Annotated in this window: 11 protein-coding genes; 5 read left to right on the top strand and 6 right to left on the bottom strand. The window is 39.3% G+C overall.

Annotated features, from left to right (window positions below; translation table 11 throughout):
• The first annotated feature begins 49 nt into the window (after positions 1-49).
• Entirely contained in the window at positions 50-1,810 is a 1,761-nt protein-coding gene (gene recD, locus AC07U8_RS19340) for an exodeoxyribonuclease V subunit alpha (RefSeq protein ID WP_494738434.1), read from the top strand.
• A 634-nt stretch (positions 1,811-2,444) separates the two neighbouring features.
• Here the strand turns inward: recD and AC07U8_RS19335 are convergent.
• Positions 2,445-3,743, bottom strand: coding sequence for a serine hydrolase domain-containing protein (locus tag AC07U8_RS19335; protein WP_494738433.1), 1,299 nt, complete (start codon positions 3,741-3,743; stop codon positions 2,445-2,447).
• Positions 3,744-4,012: 269 nt separating this feature from the next.
• On the opposite strand from AC07U8_RS19335, the gene rpsO reads away from it, so the two are divergent.
• The 3 genes from rpsO to AC07U8_RS19320 all read left to right on the top strand — a co-directional run bounded on the left by rpsO (position 4,013) and on the right by AC07U8_RS19320 (position 7,996).
• On the top strand, positions 4,013-4,282 hold the full coding sequence (rpsO, locus tag AC07U8_RS19330; protein WP_004725514.1) for a 30S ribosomal protein S15: 270 nt from the start codon (positions 4,013-4,015) through the stop codon (positions 4,280-4,282).
• Between the two features lie 255 nt (positions 4,283-4,537).
• Positions 4,538-6,625, top strand: coding sequence for a polyribonucleotide nucleotidyltransferase (gene pnp / locus AC07U8_RS19325; RefSeq protein ID WP_171066865.1), 2,088 nt, complete (start codon positions 4,538-4,540; stop codon positions 6,623-6,625).
• A gap of 147 nt (positions 6,626-6,772) precedes the next feature.
• On the top strand, positions 6,773-7,996 hold the full coding sequence (locus AC07U8_RS19320) for a magnesium transporter CorA family protein (RefSeq protein ID WP_244016010.1): 1,224 nt from the start codon (positions 6,773-6,775) through the stop codon (positions 7,994-7,996).
• Positions 7,997-8,003: 7 nt separating this feature from the next.
• On the opposite strand, the gene AC07U8_RS19315 is transcribed toward AC07U8_RS19320, so the two are convergent.
• The 5 genes from AC07U8_RS19315 to AC07U8_RS19295 all read right to left on the bottom strand — a co-directional run bounded on the left by AC07U8_RS19315 (position 8,004) and on the right by AC07U8_RS19295 (position 12,945).
• The gene (locus AC07U8_RS19315) at positions 8,004-8,273 is read right to left on the bottom strand and encodes an HP1242/YdcH family protein (RefSeq protein WP_004725519.1); all 270 of its coding nucleotides are present in this window, start codon (positions 8,271-8,273) and stop codon (positions 8,004-8,006) included.
• Positions 8,274-8,395: 122 nt separating this feature from the next.
• Positions 8,396-8,734, bottom strand: a complete 339-nt coding sequence (locus AC07U8_RS19310) for a chaperone modulator CbpM (RefSeq protein ID WP_004725521.1) — start codon at positions 8,732-8,734, stop codon at positions 8,396-8,398.
• 41 nt (positions 8,735-8,775) lie between these two features.
• Positions 8,776-9,744, bottom strand: a complete 969-nt coding sequence (locus AC07U8_RS19305; RefSeq protein WP_494738432.1) for a DnaJ C-terminal domain-containing protein — start codon at positions 9,742-9,744, stop codon at positions 8,776-8,778.
• Positions 9,745-10,090: 346 nt separating this feature from the next.
• On the bottom strand, positions 10,091-10,966 hold the full coding sequence (gene hslO / locus AC07U8_RS19300) for an Hsp33 family molecular chaperone HslO (protein ID WP_004725526.1): 876 nt from the start codon (positions 10,964-10,966) through the stop codon (positions 10,091-10,093).
• 83 nt (positions 10,967-11,049) lie between these two features.
• The gene (locus AC07U8_RS19295) at positions 11,050-12,945 is read right to left on the bottom strand and encodes a monovalent cation:proton antiporter-2 (CPA2) family protein (RefSeq protein ID WP_494738431.1); all 1,896 of its coding nucleotides are present in this window, start codon (positions 12,943-12,945) and stop codon (positions 11,050-11,052) included.
• A 468-nt stretch (positions 12,946-13,413) separates the two neighbouring features.
• Here AC07U8_RS19295 and AC07U8_RS19290 point away from each other — a divergent pair, with 468 nt between their 5' ends.
• Positions 13,414-17,478, top strand: a complete 4,065-nt coding sequence (locus tag AC07U8_RS19290; RefSeq protein ID WP_494738430.1) for an RHS repeat-associated core domain-containing protein — start codon at positions 13,414-13,416, stop codon at positions 17,476-17,478.
• The last annotated feature ends 344 nt before the right edge of the window (positions 17,479-17,822 follow it).

Genomic DNA, 17,822 nt, shown 5'->3' with positions numbered 1-17,822 from the left:
TGTGGATAACTCTGTTGAAAACCTTGTAGATAACTCTGAGGATAACCGTGTGGAAAATAAACAGGATTTAGAAAGCCAAGTCCCGCAATGGATTGAGACTTGGAGTAAATACATTTTAGCGCAGTATTCCACAGCTTCAGGATTAGATGAACAGACACTTGAATTAGTACAAGAAATTTTATTGGCAACCACACAAGGGGATAGCTGTATCTCCGCTGAGGCGCAAAACACTGCCTTATTAAAGCCATTGATTGTAGAGCCTACTATTGTAGAACATGGTTTAGCTGAAACAGTGGTTGCACCATTTGTGCAACAGCATGGCTTGATTTATCTATATCGTTATTGGCAACTTGAGCGTCGTTTGGCGATACAAGTGGCACGGTTAAAACAGCAGAAGATTCAACCTGTTGATGTTGTTGCATTTGATCAGCTTCTCACCGATCGGCATCAAAAAGCTGCTTTAACTATGGTGGCAGGCAATGCTTTTAATATTATTACTGGCGGACCAGGTACAGGTAAAACCTATACCTTGGCCAGAATCATTGCAGTATTGCAGCAAACCCTTCCTGATATTCGTATTGCAATGGCTGCGCCCACAGGCAAAGCCGCACAGAGAATGGGGGAAGCACTACAAAAATCATTGAGTGATCCAAAACTACACAGTTTTGGACTGAACCAACATCAATTTAATCCCATGACCTTGCATCGGTTATTGGGCTTGGGAAATCAGCATATTCCTCGTTTTAATCTGCGACAGCCATTGCCTTATGATGTGATCGTGGTTGATGAAGCATCAATGCTAGATTTAAATTTAGCCACGATGTTGTTTGAGGCGATTCCTGAACATTGCCGTTTAATTCTTTTGGGTGATGCCAATCAGTTGGCTTCAGTGGATGTCGGTTCGGTGTTGGCAGATTTACAGAATGTACAATCATTACAGCACAATCGGGTCAATCTACAGACCAGTCAACGCTTTAAAGATGGTGCCTTAATTGGAAAAATGGCACAGTTTATTCAATCACAGAAAAATCAAAGTATAGACCGTACAGAATTATTGGCGAATTTTGAGCAAGAAATTGTTGAGGCGAGTGCGCTTAAACCAGTTGAACTCAAAGCAAATATGCAAGATGTGATTCAGCTTGAATATCTGCCTGAAAAGATTTTGCCAGCAGATCTAACGCAGTATTACCAAAAACTCAGTTTAGGTTTTCAAGCCTATTTTCAAAGTTTAAACAGCTATCTGACGGCCGAAGAGCCTTATCATCAGATTGAAGCAGTGACACAAGCATTTGACCTCTATCGTATTTTAACGGCAGTTCGGCATGGCGCATTGGGATTGAATAGCTTAAACCATGAAATGGAAAAAGCATTATTTGAATATCTTCCAACATTGGCTCGTTATGGTGATTGGTATGTTGGGCGTCCTGTGATGATGAGCTATAACGATTATCAACTTGGTCTTTCCAATGGAGATATCGGAATTTGTCTAAAACATCGCCAGCATGCTGATCAATTTGAAGTCTATTTCCCCAGTTTAGACAAATGGATTGCTGCAACGCGTTTGCCTAAATCGATGCAAACCGCTTTTGTTTTAACCATTCATAAATCTCAGGGCTCAGAATTTACCCATACCGCCGTGGTTTTGGATGTTGCAGCAACACGCTTGTTGAGCCAAGAGTTGATTTATACCGCCATCACACGGGCCAAATCAGTGGTGAGTTTACTGGTTGATCGACAAGCATTTATCCACGCTTTAGACACTACCACAACCAGAATGAGTGGATTGGTTAGCATGATTAACACGGTATAGTTATTTTGTAGTTTTTATTGATAATTTATCTCTATGTACGAAATTGCTTACATGAATTCGAGAGATTTGCGCATAGAGCTTCTTGTTACTTTTTGAGATGATGAAGCCATAAAGAACTCAGCAAGGATCGTTGAGTAAAATCGCAAAATAATAACAATTTAAAGTCGTGAGACTGCGAACTTACATGAAAGTAAGTGATAAGAGGAAACTTACAGCCGCTAAGCCTTGTAGTTTTGGGAGAGACTACAGGGCTTTTTTATTGAAATTAAATTCTGAATTTTTTACTTCAAAGAGAATCAAATTATTTAAATTTAGTAGGTTTTTTAAAACGCTACAGCCATTGCCTCTATGTACGTTATTTCTCACATAATCTTGCGGTAAATGCGACTTCTGTTCAATGTCTGTCACAGGCATAATAAGTCACATAAGGACATAATTAGTCACATGGTTGTGAAATAAGTGTCATGTACAAAAACAAAAACTGCTTAGGGTACAAGCAAATACTATAAATAAGATAAGCACAATAACTAAACAAGAAACTACAGCGCAAAGGAAAAGCCCTATGATTAATCTTAGGGCTTTTTCATATTTTATCTGTTGCGTTTAAACCAAAACCGCTGTTTAAACCGATAATTTAAACCAATTCGGTTTCTGTTCGATCTGTGCCAAATAATGCTCGACGTTGTGTTTTAGGGATCTTAGGACACTGGCTAGAAATTTGATAAAGCGTTTGCGCCAGAGCAGGAATATGTGTTCCAACTACAGCTTTGCCTGTATTTAAAATACTGACGCTAATATCACGCTCTGGATCAGCCCAGCAGAGAATGTTGGAAAAGCCTAAATGCCCAAAAGCTTGGCCCGTCATTGGCCCAAATATACCCACTGGGTTACTGCCGAGCATAGGCCCTAAGGCATAGCGCATTGGTGCAAGCAAGGTTCGGTCGATGTTGGTGGTTGAGGTAGGCAAAGTTGCACGAAATACCGTTTCAGGACTCATGATTTGCTTGCCATTATATTGACCGCCATTCAATAACATCTCAAAGAAGCGATTGGCTTGTTCAGCACTGGTGTAAATATTGCCCGCAGGGCATACCGTATCCATAAAACGTGGATCATTGGTCACATCGACAGCAAGTTGTAAGCCACCACCGAGCACATGATTTAAATATAAGTCTGTACCGAGTTTAGGGTGTACACCAGTCGGGTAATTTAAAGCAACTTGATCTCTATATTCTGCTTTTAAGCCATAGTTAAAAAACTGCATATCCATCGGTTTTTCAATATGTTCATGTAAAAACTGACGAATATCTTGTCCTGTTACCCGCTCAATCAATTCACCTAAAATATAGCCCGCAGTAACAGCGTGATAAGCCAAATGTGTACCAGCAGGTGAAATGGGTTGTGCAGCGTAGAGATGTTGTAAAATTTGATCTTTGTCAAAAAGCAGTTCTGGTGTGACTTCCATTTCTATCCGTGGAATTCCACCACGGTGAGACAATAAATGGAAAATTGTGGCACGGCGCTTGCCATTTTGTGCATATTCAGGAATGTAATAACTGATCGGATCTAATAGATTGATTGCACCTGTTTCATCTAACATGTGAATCAACATTGCTGTAATTATTTTTGATGCTGAAAATAGGCAAATCGGGGTGTCTGGATTAGCAAGTACCGCATCTGAAGCCAGACCATCAGCAGAATTACCTGACGCATAACCCAGACTACGATTGAGAATAATCTCGCCTTTGCGTCTTAAGCACATGGTGATCAGGGGATGGTTGCCTGTTTGATACAGGTTTTCAATACTTTGCCAAATCTTTTCAACTTGTTGTTGGGTCATCCCTCCCAGTTCTGGAGAAACTTCATTTGTGCGCTGCGTGATACTGCTTAAGTCCTTGGGTACATAGCAGGTATTGGTTGAAAACAATTTCACAATCTTTTTCCATGATTATTTTTATTCCACGGCAGTGTGAACTGAGTTGAGCATGATGTCAGTGTCCCAATTGCCATGCGATTTGTAAAAAAAATGCAATAGTTTTGTAATTAAGCCTTATGGCGTATGGTTGTACGATATTTTTGCAATCTCACCCCACTTCCTTTAAAATAGGCGACTGCTGTAGTGATGCACGGCAGTTAAATTGATTTTGAAGAATCAATTTGATTTGTATCAAATATTTAAATTAAGCATCTCGGAGAAATCGAATGGCTTTAACAAACGCAGATCGCGCAGAGATCGTTGCAAAATTCGCTCGTGCTGAAAATGACACTGGTTCACCTGAAGTACAAGTTGCTTTATTGACTGCTCAAATCAATGATTTGCAAGGTCACTTTAAAGAACACAAACACGACCATCATAGCCGTCGTGGTTTGATCCGTATGGTTAACCAACGTCGTAAGCTTCTTGACTATCTTAAAGGTAAAGATGCTACTCGTTACAGCGATTTGATTGCTGCTTTAGGTTTACGTCGTTAATTCGATTTAAACTTTTATTTTCGGATTATTGCATGCTGAATGCTGTACTGATGAAAACTAAAGTCTATCCAGTATTTACTGGATAAAAGGGAAGGGGCGAATATTCGCTCCTTCTTCGTGTTTAAAATTAGTCTAACTAAAGATTTATTGTCTAGTGAGGTCGGCTTCTAAGCTTTGTCATTTATGCGGTTGATGTGAATGCCAAACCTTAGGGGTCTCCACTAGAATAAAATTAGGAAACAAAAATACATGTCAATGTTTAATGTTATTCGTAAAGAATTTCAATATGGTCAACATCAAGTTGTACTAGAAACAGGTCGTGTTGCTCGTCAAGCAAACACGGTTCTTATTACAATGGGTGGCGTAACAGTACTGGTTGCTGTTGTTGCACAACCTACTGCTAAAGCGGGTCAAGACTTCTTCCCACTTACAGTTAACTATCAAGAAAAACAATATGCTGCGGGTCGTATCCCAGGTGGTTATGGTAAGCGTGAAGGCCGTGCTTCAGAAGCAGAAACTTTAATTTCTCGTTTAATTGACCGTCCAATTCGTCCGTTGTTCCCAGAAGGGTATTACAACGAGATCCAAGTTACTGCAACAGTTGTGTCTTCAGACAAAACTATGGACGCTGACATTGCTGCAATGTTAGGTACGTCTGCTGCACTTGCAATCGCAGGTACACCTTTCCGTGGCCCAATCGGTGGTGCACGTGTTGGTTTGATCAATGGCGAATATGTCCTTAACCCAAATTTAGAACAACTTGCTCAATCTGACCTTGACCTTGTCGTTGCGGGTACAGAATCTGCAGTATTGATGGTTGAATCTGAAGCAAAAGAACTTTCAGAAGATCAAATGTTAGGCGCTGTGCTTTTCGGTCATGACGAAATGCAAATTGCGATCCAAGCCATTAAAGAGTTTGCTGCTGCCGCTGGTGCAACAGAATCAACTTGGACTGCTCCAGTTAAAAACGAAGATCTTCGTGCAAAATTAAAAGACGCATTTGAAGCTAAAATCTCTGAAGCGTATACCATTGCTGTTAAGCATGACCGTTATGCTGCTTTAGATGCACTTCAAGCTGAAGCAACTGCGCAATTCGTTCCTGAAAATGACGAAGCTGGTATTGCAGATGACTTAAACGAATTATTTGAAGATCTTAAATACCGTACTGTACGTGACAACATCCTTTCAGGAAAACCACGTATCGATGGTCGTGATACTAAAACTGTTCGTGGATTAGACGTACAAGTGGGTGTGTTAGATCGTGCTCATGGTTCATCATTATTTACACGTGGTGAAACTCAGGCGTTGGTTACAACGACTTTGGGTAATACACGTGATGCGTTGATGGTTGATACCTTGTCTGGTACAAAAACTGACAACTTCATGTTGCATTACAACTTCCCTGCATATTCTGTAGGTGAAACAGGTCGTGAATCTGGTCCTAAGCGTCGTGAAATTGGTCATGGTCGTTTAGCACGTCGTGGTGTACAAGCTGTTCTTCCACCAGCTGATCGCTTCCCGTATGTGATTCGTATTGTATCTGACATTACTGAATCAAATGGTTCATCTTCAATGGCTTCTGTATGTGGTGCTTCATTATCACTTATGGATGCAGGTGTTCCTCTTAAAGCGCCAGTTGCGGGTATCGCAATGGGTCTAGTAAAAGAAGGCGAGCGTTTTGCTGTTCTTTCTGACATCTTAGGTGATGAAGATCACTTAGGTGATATGGACTTTAAAGTTGCTGGTTCTGCAAACGGTATTACTGCGCTTCAAATGGATATCAAAATCGAAGGTATCACAGAAGAAATTATGGAAGTTGCGTTGAATCAAGCCTATGCAGGTCGTATGCATATTCTGAATGCAATGAACCAAGTGATTTCACGTGCACGTCCTGAAATTTCTATGCATGCGCCAACATTCCAAGTGATCAACATCAATCCAGATAAGATCCGTGATGTGATTGGTAAAGGTGGTGCGACAATTCGTCAAATCACAGAAGAAACAAAAGCAGCGATTGATATCGAAGATAACGGTACTGTACGTGTATTTGGTGAAACCAAAGCGGCTGCTCAAGCTGCGATTGCAAAAATCCAAGCGCTTACTGCTGAAGTTGAACCAGGTAAAATCTATGCTGGTCGCGTGATTCGTATTGTTGAATTTGGTGCGTTTGTAAATATCATGCCAGGTACAGATGGTTTACTTCACATCTCGCAAATTTCAAACGAACGCGTTGCAAACGTGACGGATATCTTGGCTGAAGGTCAAGACGTTAAAGTTCAAGTTGCTGACGTAGACAACCGTGGTCGTATTAAATTAACCATGAAAGATGTAGACCAAGCATAATATTTGCAAGGTTAAATCCTTTAGGGTTTGATTAAAATTTAATACAGAAAAGACTGCCTTGTGCTTCGCCAAAGTTACAACTTTGGCTTGCTCAGGGCTTTTTTTATGGCATGATGCATAACAAGAAAGACCAAAAATATCGTGAATATGCAAAGCTTTTATTTTTTTCAACACACAGATGAACCTTATACCTGTATACAAAAAGAGCCTGTTTTTAATGCAGAGCAACAATTTGTCTGGGTGGATTGTACCCGTGAAGATGTGGTCAATCGTGCTGAGCAATGGCAAAAAGAAATCTATAATGCGACCGAAATTCACCTCAATGAATACCATATTCGAGATATTTTAAATATCGAACATCCATGCGCATTTGATGCAATGGAAGATTATGATTTATTGATTTTTCGTAAATTAATTACCCCAGATGATCAGATCGATAGTGGCGAAGATGCCCTTGAACAGCATGATCGTGTTTTTGGTTTGGCGTCCTCGCCAGTCAGTTTTATTATTACTTCACAAGCTTTAATCACTATTCATGAAAAGGGCAACCATGCCTTTGAAAGTTATCTTGCACGTATTTTCAATATTATGAATAAGAGTTTAGAAGAACAGAATAAACCTCGTAAATTACCGACTACGCCTTTAGATTTAGCACTGCGCTTGCTGAATAGTATGATTGATGGCTATTTGGATTTACGTAATCCTTTGTCTCGTCGGGTTGAATTTTGGCAACAAGAACTATTGCAAGGCAATCGCCGCTTTACCAAGTGGCATCAACTGTTTCAAGAAAATCTGGTTTTTCAACAAATTGAAAATTTGTGCGAAGAGCAAATAGATTCCCTACAGGAACTTCGAGATGAAATTGTTGAAAATTATGCCCATTTAAAAGGTAAAAAACGCACTGAGAAGCAGGATATTATGCTGGTTCGCGTGGATGATCTGGTTAGCCATGTTGAGCGTATTCAAAAATATACAGTACGTTTAAGTACCGCAATTCAAACTGCGATTGATTTACATTTTTCTGCAATCGCCAATCAAACCAATGAGAATATGCGAATTCTTGCGATTATTACTGCGGTGTTTGCACCATTGACCTTATTAACAGGGGTGTATGGAATGAATTTTGAATTCATTCCAGGTTTACGCAGTCCGATAGGGTTTTGGGTGATGCTGGGTGTGATGTTGGGCTGTACGATTGGGTTGTTAGTCTATTTTTACCGCCGTCATTTGGTCGGGCGTGGTGAACGAAGTGTGATTGATATGTTGGCACAACAACATAAAAATCAGCACGTCAATTTACTCTGGTTTTTAGATTATGAACCGATCAAACAAACCATGAAAGAAGTCGAAAAAATCACAAAACTGAAATAATTAAGCATTATTCTAGTTGAGGATTTATCTGAGCTGTCTTTTGTAAAATTAAGTAGAGTTGATCTTTTAATCTTAATTTTTTCCGCTTGAGCTGCTCAATATTTTCATGAATATGATTGAGTGGATCAAGCTCAAGGTGACTGATTTCACGATCAAGTTCATCGTGGTCAATCAAAAGTTTAGCAAAATGCGGATCTTCTTGTTTTAAACTACACATGAGATCGCGGTGTTCTGGGAACATGTGTTTCAACTTTTTATTCATTACTTTCGAATTCATCAGAGCTCATTAACCTCTTTGTCAGAAAATTCTAAACGAAAAAACAAAAACGGAGAGACAAGTTCTGCATCATGACAGGTTAAATATTAACCTGTCACTAGGCATTAACATTTTGAAATGAATTAATGAGTATGAAGGTGAAGATGTTTGACTTGTTTTCGCAATTGTTGAACTTCATCAAGTAAATCCATCATCATTGCAACGGCAGATAAACTGGCTTCAAAGTCACGTTGTAAACGATAGGCACGACGTGCGCGTGAGATATCTTCTCCAAAAAATTGATGAATACGGTCTTCAGGACGTGCAGGTAAAATTTCATATTCAAGCAATTGCAAAATCCAATCCGGACTTTGACCGCATGCCTCAGCAAAGTGCTTGAGATCTAGATTTAGGTTTTCATCCACGATTTCTGCATCATGGAAACCGTCATAGACAATTTCACGATATTGAATAGTTGTCATGATTGCTCTCCTTTAGCAAGGCTATGTTGGTATCTATAAAATTATGAACGGGGATTAAAGTCAGTAAAAGCATCAGCAAATTGTTGATAGGCTTTTTGCTGTGTTTCGCTGGTTGCTTTGGGATAAACAATATTGATCACCAAATAAAGATGACCTGGGGTTTTATGCGGTATCCCTTTATCTTTTAAACGGAGTTGCTGATTGGGTTTGGCATTTTGTGGCACAGTAACTTTTACTTTACCTGCTGGGGTATCAATTTCAATACTTTGACCAAGTGCTGCTTCCCAAGGTGTAACATCAACTGTGTAATAGACATCAGCACCTTCAACACGGATACGGTCAGTGTCTTGGTATTGGATCTCAATATAAAGATCGCCATTTTCACCACCGTTAATTCCAGCTTGCCCTTGTTTTGCAAGACGGATTTGCTGGCCTTCTTTCATGCCTTTCGGGATTTTAACTTGGAGGGTTTTTCGTTGTACCTCGGGTTCACCATAGGCATTATAGGTTGGGATCTGTAAGGTGATACTCTGAGTTGCCCCTTCATAACCAATGCTTACAGGAATTTCAATACTGGCATGTTGATCTTCACCCTTATAGCTGCGCTGTTGCTGAGAGCCACGTTGCCCAAAATCTTGTTGATGTCCACCGCCAAAACCGCCACCGAAACGTCCAAATAGATCTTCAAAACCACTAAAATCTTGTCCACCATTGCTACTGTACGAACGATGGAATTGGCTACCATCAAAACCACTTTGACCTGTAGATTGCCCACCAAACCCACCTGTATTGGCATAGGGGTTATCGAGTTCAAAATCGTATTGCTTTTTCTTTTCTTCATTACTTAAGGTGTCGTAGGCGACATTGATGGTCTGCATTTTTGCTTCAGCATCGGCTTCTTTACTCACGTCAGGATGATATTTACGTGCGAGTTTTCGATAAGCTTTCTTAATTTCGTCTGGTGTCGCATTTCTAGAAACACCTAAATCTTCATAATAATTTTTTGCCATACTTAAGGTCATTATTTTGTTTAACTTTATTCTAGTTTTATGCCTTTTTGGCTGCAGATGGAAGAGCAACTTAGTGTGGTTATTGTTTCAAAACTTATCTAGCGCAAAAGCCCGCTTATGCTGATAAAGGTGGTGTTTCATGTTCTATGGGCTTTGTGTGTTCAGGTTGGTGCTTTGGATAAGTAAATGACGATTCCAAATAGCTATTTAACCTTTTAATTTATAAAACTTGCTGATTATGCTTTGAATTTTAATTGAAAAAAAAGAGCAAACTGAATTTGCTCTTTTCTTGGTAAAAATCGATAGTTAAATTTCTGCAAATTTAAACCATTCAGATCTTAATAGATTAACTCAAATGCTCACCAAACAGATTCAAAGCTTCTTTTGCAGTGAACTGATATTTTTTATTGCAAAATTGGCAATCCATTTCAATTGGATTTTGAATTTCTAGGGTTTCTTTGACTGCATCTAAACCAATCTGGATCAATGCATTTTTGCATTTATCGCGTGAACAGGTGCAGTTGAATTGAAGCTGTTCAACGTCTGGCAGACGAACTTCTTCTTCATTGTATAAACGATAAAGAATTTCTTGTGCGGTTAAATCCGTCAATTCTTCAGGCTTTAAGGTCTGCGTCAACATAATCAAACGTGGCCATAAGTCTTCATCCACACGTTGCTGTTCTTCTTCATTATTACGAGGTAATAACTGAATCAGTAAACCGCCTGCATTGTGATGGGTACTTGCCAAGACAATACGTGTTGGAATTTGTGCAGAAAGGTCATAATACTGCATTAAACAAGCCGCAAGCGTTGGTTGATCAAGTGGCACAATCCCTTGATAACGCTCACCAAATTCAGGTTCAATATTGATAAACAACACAGGTTGTTGCAACGTGCTGAGCACAGTACTGCTGTCTTCACTCAACATAAAATGCGGATCTTCTTCATAGTCTGCAAGTGCACGTACATCACCTAAATGGTTGCATTCAGCCATTGCCCATTTGAATGTACCTTGTGCTTGAATTTGTAAGCTAATACGTCCTTTAATTTTTAATGTGCTTGCAAGTAATGCTGTTGCACTCAACATTTCACCCAATAAAATGCGCACAGCAGGTGCATAATTACGCTGCGATAGAATCGTTTGTAGTGCTGTATCTAAATGTACAATTTCACCACGTACAGGGCTATCTTCAATATAAAAACGTTGACGTAAATCAGACATAAAATTCTCCAAATCCCTGTTTAGATGGTGGCGATATTATAAATCACAAGTTTATTTCACCTGAAAAACGCTGCATCTTAAAGTTAATTTTCGTCATCACGCATAATATTAATACGATCATGCTTGGCATGTGTGGTTTGAGCTTTTGCTGTGGGCCGTTCTAAGCCTGATTCATCCAAATCTGGAACATCTTTATATTGCTCAGGATTGTGGTTTTCAACTTGCGCATCGCTTTCAAACAGGTGCTCAAGCTCCGAAATAAAGTCCCGATAGCTTTCAAAAAGCTTTTGCTCATCGGTATAAATACGCTGTTGACGTGTTAACAATTCTTCATCGTAGTTTCTAAATAGCTCAACACTATCATAAGCCTCTTGTTTACTCATGCCCAGTTCACACAATGCTCGATAACCCATACCCAATGAAGTCAAATAGGTTTCACGCCAAATATGTTTAACTCCGACATCACGTAGGAGATGCATGTGATAACGATCTCGTGCTCGAACCAATAAGGTAAGGTTTGGATAATTGAGCAAAATATGTCGCGCAACATTCATTGAATCTTCAACATTATCAATTGCCAATACAAAAACCTTGGCCTGCTCAATTCCGGCCGCACGGAGTAAATCGGGTTGAGTCACATCGCCATAATACAAAGTACCACCATAGCGTCGAACAAAATCAATTTTTTGTAAATTATTATCAATGGCGGTAAAAGTAAAATGACGGATACGTGCCAAACGAGCAACAATTTGCCCTACACGACCAAAACCAGCAACAATAAGAGCAGGGTGTTCGTTGGGAATCTCATCGTATTTCGGCGCACTGTCTTTATTGATTAATGGTAATACTTGCGTACTTACCAGCCAAAAGAAGATAGGGGTCAGTACCATGGATAAGGTCACAATTAAGGTGATGGGCTCCATGATTGCTTCAGCCAGAACTTTCTCACTTTTTGCCACGTTTAATACCACAAAGGCAAATTCACCCCCTTGGGCTAAACAGGTTGCGACCATTAAACTGTTGGTCCAACTCATTTTTTTATAACGTGCAATGGCTGCCATTACGATCATTTTGATCAGAATTAAACTGACTGCGCCACCAATAATCAGTAATGGCATATCTGCAATTAACGAGATTTGTGTGGTCATTCCCACCGTCATAAAGAATAAACCGAGCAATAAACCTTTAAAGGGCGCAATACTGGCTTCAAGTTCATGACGGAATTCAGAGTCAGCCAGAAGCACGCCTGTTAAAAAAGCGCCTAAGGTTGTGCTGATCCCAAGTGTATCCATCAACAACACCACACCCAGCACAATAAATAAGCCAACGGCTGTGATCAGTTCTGTTGCACCACTTCTTGCCACAAAGCGGAAAAATGGTCGCATCACATAACGGCTAAACAGAAATAAACCCGTGAACGTGGCGATAATCGCAGCAAAGTAAGCAACGCCATGATGACTCGATTCGCTACCTGCTAAGAGAGGGATGATGGCAAGTAATGGAATCGCAGCAATATCCTGAAACAGTAAAATCGAAAAGGATTGCTGACCATGGGTGGTATTGAGTTGTTGTTTTTCTTCCAAAAGCTGTAAAACAAAGGCGGTTGAAGAAAGTGCTAAGGCAAAACCAATCACAAAACTTGCGGGGAGTGATTGTTGAAAGATTAAATAGATGGTTCCCATCAGCACCAACCCAGTAACCCCGACCTGTAAACTTCCCATCACAAAAATGGATTGGCGCATTTCCCATAAACGCTGTGGTCGAAGTTCTAAACCAATCAGGAACATCAGTAAAATCACCCCAAATTCTGCAAGGTGCATGATTTCCTCTGGATCATTGGCGATGTTAAACGCGCTTGGACCTAGAAGTATTCCTGTAAATAAGTAACCCAGTACGGTGGCGATACCGAGTTTTTTCCCTAGAGGAACTAGGATTAATGCTGCACCAAGGAAGATGGTGATTTGGAGTAACAGTGACATTCACTTGCCTTAAGTTTTTTTCTTTCTTTAGAAATTGTAGCGTGATTTTGTGATTGACTTGGAGATATTTATTAAGAAATTGTCTTTTTACCCAATAAAAATTTAAAAGTGATAGCGAGGTAAAAACGAGAACTGATGTGTAAATAAAGACGTGATAATAAATTGTATTGAAAATCCATTGCTTTATATGACAATGGATTTTTGCTTTTTTCTAAATGATCTCATTTAAGCTGATGATAGCGGACTTAAATGGAATACTATATTTTTCAATTTATTTAGAAAAACTTAGTTCAGGATAAATTTTATTTAAAAAATCAATTGAGAATGATTCTTATTTAAGAGTTGAGCGTGATACAGTATTCCGTAGTTCAAGATTTACTGAGAATAAAAATGAGAATATTTGTACTATTATTTTTTATAATTTTTTTTCCAATCAAAACATTTGCTATAGCTTTAGAAGCATGCCAAATGGAATATCAACTATGTAATACTAGAACTGATTGCAGTTATTGGGAAAGAATAAAATCACAATGTGAAAATAGTCATGGAAGAAATTTTTTTCCAGATTTTGGTGGAAGCGGGGGCGTAGGTCAATTACCAACAATAACAGTGGAGGCTATAAAACCAAGTCCACTCCCTAGTATATATGATCCTTGGCCTAGTGGTGGTTCTGGTGGGGGAGGTGGTTCTACGAGCACTGGCCCAACGTCTAGTTCAGAGGATACGGAGCTTGTTGTTCCTGCTTTTGAGGCAAGGGAATGTTCCGCAGATAGTACTTCTAATCCTATCGTGATTGCAACTGGGAAAAAAATCCAGCAGGAACTGGACTTTACAACGTCTGGTGAGATGCCTTTAGCGTTTATTCGCTATTATGATTCTTTTGCTACTGGCACTGCGAATTTTTCAGTCAATGGAAAATGGAGGCATAATTTTGATTATCGTTTAGCTATAGATCCTCAGGGAAAGAGAATTCGACAATTACCCAATGGTGAAAATTATTACTTAAATGAATTAACACGTATTCAGAAATCTAATAACGAATTTATTGTTACCCTACCAGATGGTGGGGTTGAAACTTATACACTCAATGGAAGGTTGCTTAGTAAAAAGAATGCTTATGGTATCGGTTGGATACTTTCTTATGATGAAAATAAAAGATTAATTAAAGTCACACATACAAATGGAAGATCTATTAAGTTAATTTGGTATGCGGGTGAACTCTCAGAAGTGATAGACTCTGCTGGAAATATTTATTCATACCACCATAACTACCGCTCACTTTATCTAGTTTCTTATCCTAAAAATACAGGCACACGTACATATTATTATGGCGAAAATGGAGCTGACTCTTATCATATGCTGAGTGGGATATGGATAAATCGCAAGCCTTACAATAGTTATTATTTTAATGGAAACAAAGCAGTTCAAAGTGGCCGGAGTGATGGTACACAAGTTGATAGGTTAACTTTTGGTGATAATTATACAATTGTTACCAATCCTTTAGGTGCAGTTATTAAATATATTTATACAGATAATAAAAAAAATAAACTGGCTAAAGTAGAAAGAAGTGGGGTAAATAACTGCCCGAATAGCAGTATGGAAAATACTTACGATAACAATGGATATGTGATTTCCACCAAAGACTGGAATGGCGTAGAGACACAATATCAGCGTGATCGTTTTGGCAGAGTCACTCAAGAAACTATAGGTATCCAAAATGGTAATGCTTCCAATGCGTATATCAAAAAATATAGCTACCTTGGAGAAACCAGTTTAATCACTCAAATTCAAATGCTTGATGGATCTAATCGTTTAATTCGAGAGGAAACTTATAGTTATTATGCTGCCAATGAACCCGCTAAAAACCGCTTAAAAAGCTTCTCCGTCTGCGACCAACACAGTTGTCGTAAAGAACAATACAGTTATACCTTCCATGCCAATACGATGCTGGCAACGATGGCCGTCACTAAAAATGGAAAGATCAGCCGTTATATGTATGACACAGCTGGAAATCTGATCGAGTTTAAGAATGCCTTGGGGCAAACCACGACATATAGCAATTATGATGCTTTAGGCAATGTGGGTAAAATTACTTCAGCCAATGGGCAAGACATTCAATACAGCTATGACAGTCGGGGGCGAGTAACCAGTGAAGCCTTAAAAAATTCACTGGCGAGGTATATCCAAACACGTTATGAATACGGGCCTTTCGGCCGTACCAAAACCAGCTATCCAAATGGAATGGTTGAAACAACGACTTATAATGATAATGGAACGATTGCCAGTATTAGTCATGGTACCGATGGCAATGCCATTAGCCAGCAGAACTACAGTTATTCCAATTTGGGTGTCCTACAACGAGTAGAGTATCGTGAAGGTAATACTGTTCGCTACGCTCGAGCAAATGACCAAAACCAGTTGGGTTGGATAACAGCAGACAAAGGTAATAATGGTCAGAACATTGCTCGGGAATATGATGGCAATGGCAATGTGATTAAACAAAGCAATGCACTGGGCCAGGTAAAAACCTTTAGCTATGATGCCATGGGGCGTTTGCTGACAGAAGGTCAGCCAGATGGCTCAATTGTAAGATACACATGGGATTCCCTGGGGAACTTAACCTCAGTCACTGATCCAGCTGGTAATACAACCACCTATAGCTATAACGGTTTCGGGGAAGTTCTTACCCAGAAGAGCCCAGCCACCGGTCAAACCAGCTACACTTATGACAATGATGGGAATCTCATCAGCTTGACTCGTGCCGATGGCAGTATCACCAATTATAACTATGATGCCTTGAATCGAAAAACTCAGGCCAGAACAGGTGATCAGGTTCAAGTCTGGCGTTATGATGATTGTACCAATGGCATTGGAAGATTATGTGCAACCTCAGATGGGATAACGGGTAAAGGCTATGGTTATACCAAATCAGGCCAACTCACCGTTCAAGTGACTAAAATTGATGGTACAGAATACAATTATTACTGGTTATACGATGATTATGACCGTGTGTTTCAAGAAGGTCATGAACTAATATTTAATAGCGTGTATATATATGACGAACTGAATCGAGTCAAGGAGGTAATATTCAAATTCGATACAGATATTATCATAACTGTGGTGAGTAATATTCTTTATGAACCCTATGGTGGAGTTAAAAGTTGGACCTATGGCAATGGTCTGACTGAAAAGCGCAGTTATGATCAGGATTATCGCTTGACTGGTATTCGTGGAAACTTACAAAACTATGATTACAGCTACAACAGCAATGACTGGATCACGCAAGTCAAAGATGTTGTAGACGATAGCAAGAGCCTTAGTCATGAATATGATGCGATGGGCCGTTTACTTGGTTCTAGTACAAATGTACAAGCACTAAGATGGGGCTACGATACGGGGTCGAACAGACTGAACCAGTCCAGTAATGCAGCACGTTATGAAATTTCTGCTGGAAATCAGCTTAAATCAATGACCACTGCTGCGGGTATACAATCGTATAGTTATGACACACTTGGAAACTTAACTGCTCGTACAGGTCCGGTCGGGACAGCTAATTACAACTATGCTTATGATGGTTTTGGGCGTCTTAAAACAGTGAAATCAGGTGAAAGCGTTACCCGTTATGATTATGATGTGGACAATCTTCGCAGTCGTAAAGTCAATGGTTCAGCCCGCACAGATTATATTTATACGCCTGATGGTCGTTTAACAGCAGAGACATGGCGAGTTGGTAGCATAGGCCGTTTCTATATCTGGTTAGGTGGCGAACCTATCGCTCTGTTCACAAGAGGTGATGTACATTTCATACACAATGATCATTTGGGTCGGGCAGAATCAATTACTGCCCCAAATAAGTCGGTGGTGTGGAAGGCTTCTAACGGTAGTTTTGGGCGTACAGTGACGAATGAAACATTAGGTGTTTTTAATCTTGGATTCCCTGGGCAATATTATGATGCAGAGAGTACACTTTGGTATAACTGGAACCGTTATTACGATGCCAGTATAGGGCGTTATACCCAGAGTGATCCGATTGGCTTGGCGGGTGGGCTAAATACCTATGCTTATGTAGGAAATAATCCTATAAATTTTGTAGATATGATGGGATTAGAACAAATTAGTATAATGATAAATAACAATGGAATATTTGGGACGCATGCAGGTTTAGTTCTAAATAATGGAAAAACACAAACTATATGGGATCCAAATGGAAGCTTTAGTTATCCTGGCTGGTCTGAAGGTAGTGGTAGGATTTTTGAAGCTTATACGCCAAGTGAACAAAAAAGAATGCTTTCAAGTTATCTGAAATCTCACTTTGTTGATGGTAAGGACGTAAACTTATTTAATTTCGAAATTAGTACAAGTGAATACAATCAAATTATGAGTCGTATAGAAGAGGGATGTGGAGGACTTTTTAGTTGTTCGCTATGTACTTCATCAGCTATTTCTGGTATTGGCCCTTTTAAAAATGTAAAAGGAGGGATTTTTTTTCCTACACGTTTGAATCAACAAATGGTTGAAATTAAGAGGAAATGATAATGAAGCTTACTCATTCAATAGATCAAAATATTAAATTAAACATGGTCTTTGCCATTTTAAGTTACCTGTTAGTATGGTTTTTTAGCTATAAATTTTTTACTAGGCATATAGCCCACCAACATCCTCAGCTACTTTTTTTACTATTGTTTATTTTTTCAATATTTATTGCTTATAAATTGAGTCGATTGAAGCTTTTTATACCAATTAAAGCCATGATTACGATGGTTATATCCTTTACAATTTCTCTTATTATTGTGTCGTTTTTGACAAAAGAGTATTGGCCATATATGTTTAGCTTGAATACAGTTTATTCAATGGTTTTTACACCAGTAGGAAGTATT

Source organism: Acinetobacter sp. GW821-FHT01E09, assembly GCF_059422385.1.
Note: the sequence above shows the minus strand (reverse complement) of the source record. Positions and strands in the feature narration are given on the sequence as shown.

Bases quoted from the DNA above. Each gene is read 5' to 3' on its own strand.
- AC07U8_RS19295 (WP_494738431.1), bottom strand. From the start codon at position 12,945: ATGTCACTGTTACTCCAAATCACCATCTTCCTTGGTGCAGCATTAATC.
- AC07U8_RS19315 (WP_004725519.1), bottom strand. From the start codon at position 8,273: ATGAATTCGAAAGTAATGAATAAAAAGTTGAAACACATGTTCCCAGAA.
- AC07U8_RS19290 (WP_494738430.1), top strand. From the start codon at position 13,414: ATGGAATATCAACTATGTAATACTAGAACTGATTGCAGTTATTGGGAA.
- hslO (WP_004725526.1), bottom strand. From the start codon at position 10,966: ATGTCTGATTTACGTCAACGTTTTTATATTGAAGATAGCCCTGTACGT.
- rpsO (WP_004725514.1), top strand. From the start codon at position 4,013: ATGGCTTTAACAAACGCAGATCGCGCAGAGATCGTTGCAAAATTCGCT.
- AC07U8_RS19305 (WP_494738432.1), bottom strand. From the start codon at position 9,744: ATGGCAAAAAATTATTATGAAGATTTAGGTGTTTCTAGAAATGCGACA.
- AC07U8_RS19310 (WP_004725521.1), bottom strand. From the start codon at position 8,734: ATGACAACTATTCAATATCGTGAAATTGTCTATGACGGTTTCCATGAT.
- pnp (WP_171066865.1), top strand. From the start codon at position 4,538: ATGTTTAATGTTATTCGTAAAGAATTTCAATATGGTCAACATCAAGTT.
- AC07U8_RS19320 (WP_244016010.1), top strand. From the start codon at position 6,773: ATGCAAAGCTTTTATTTTTTTCAACACACAGATGAACCTTATACCTGT.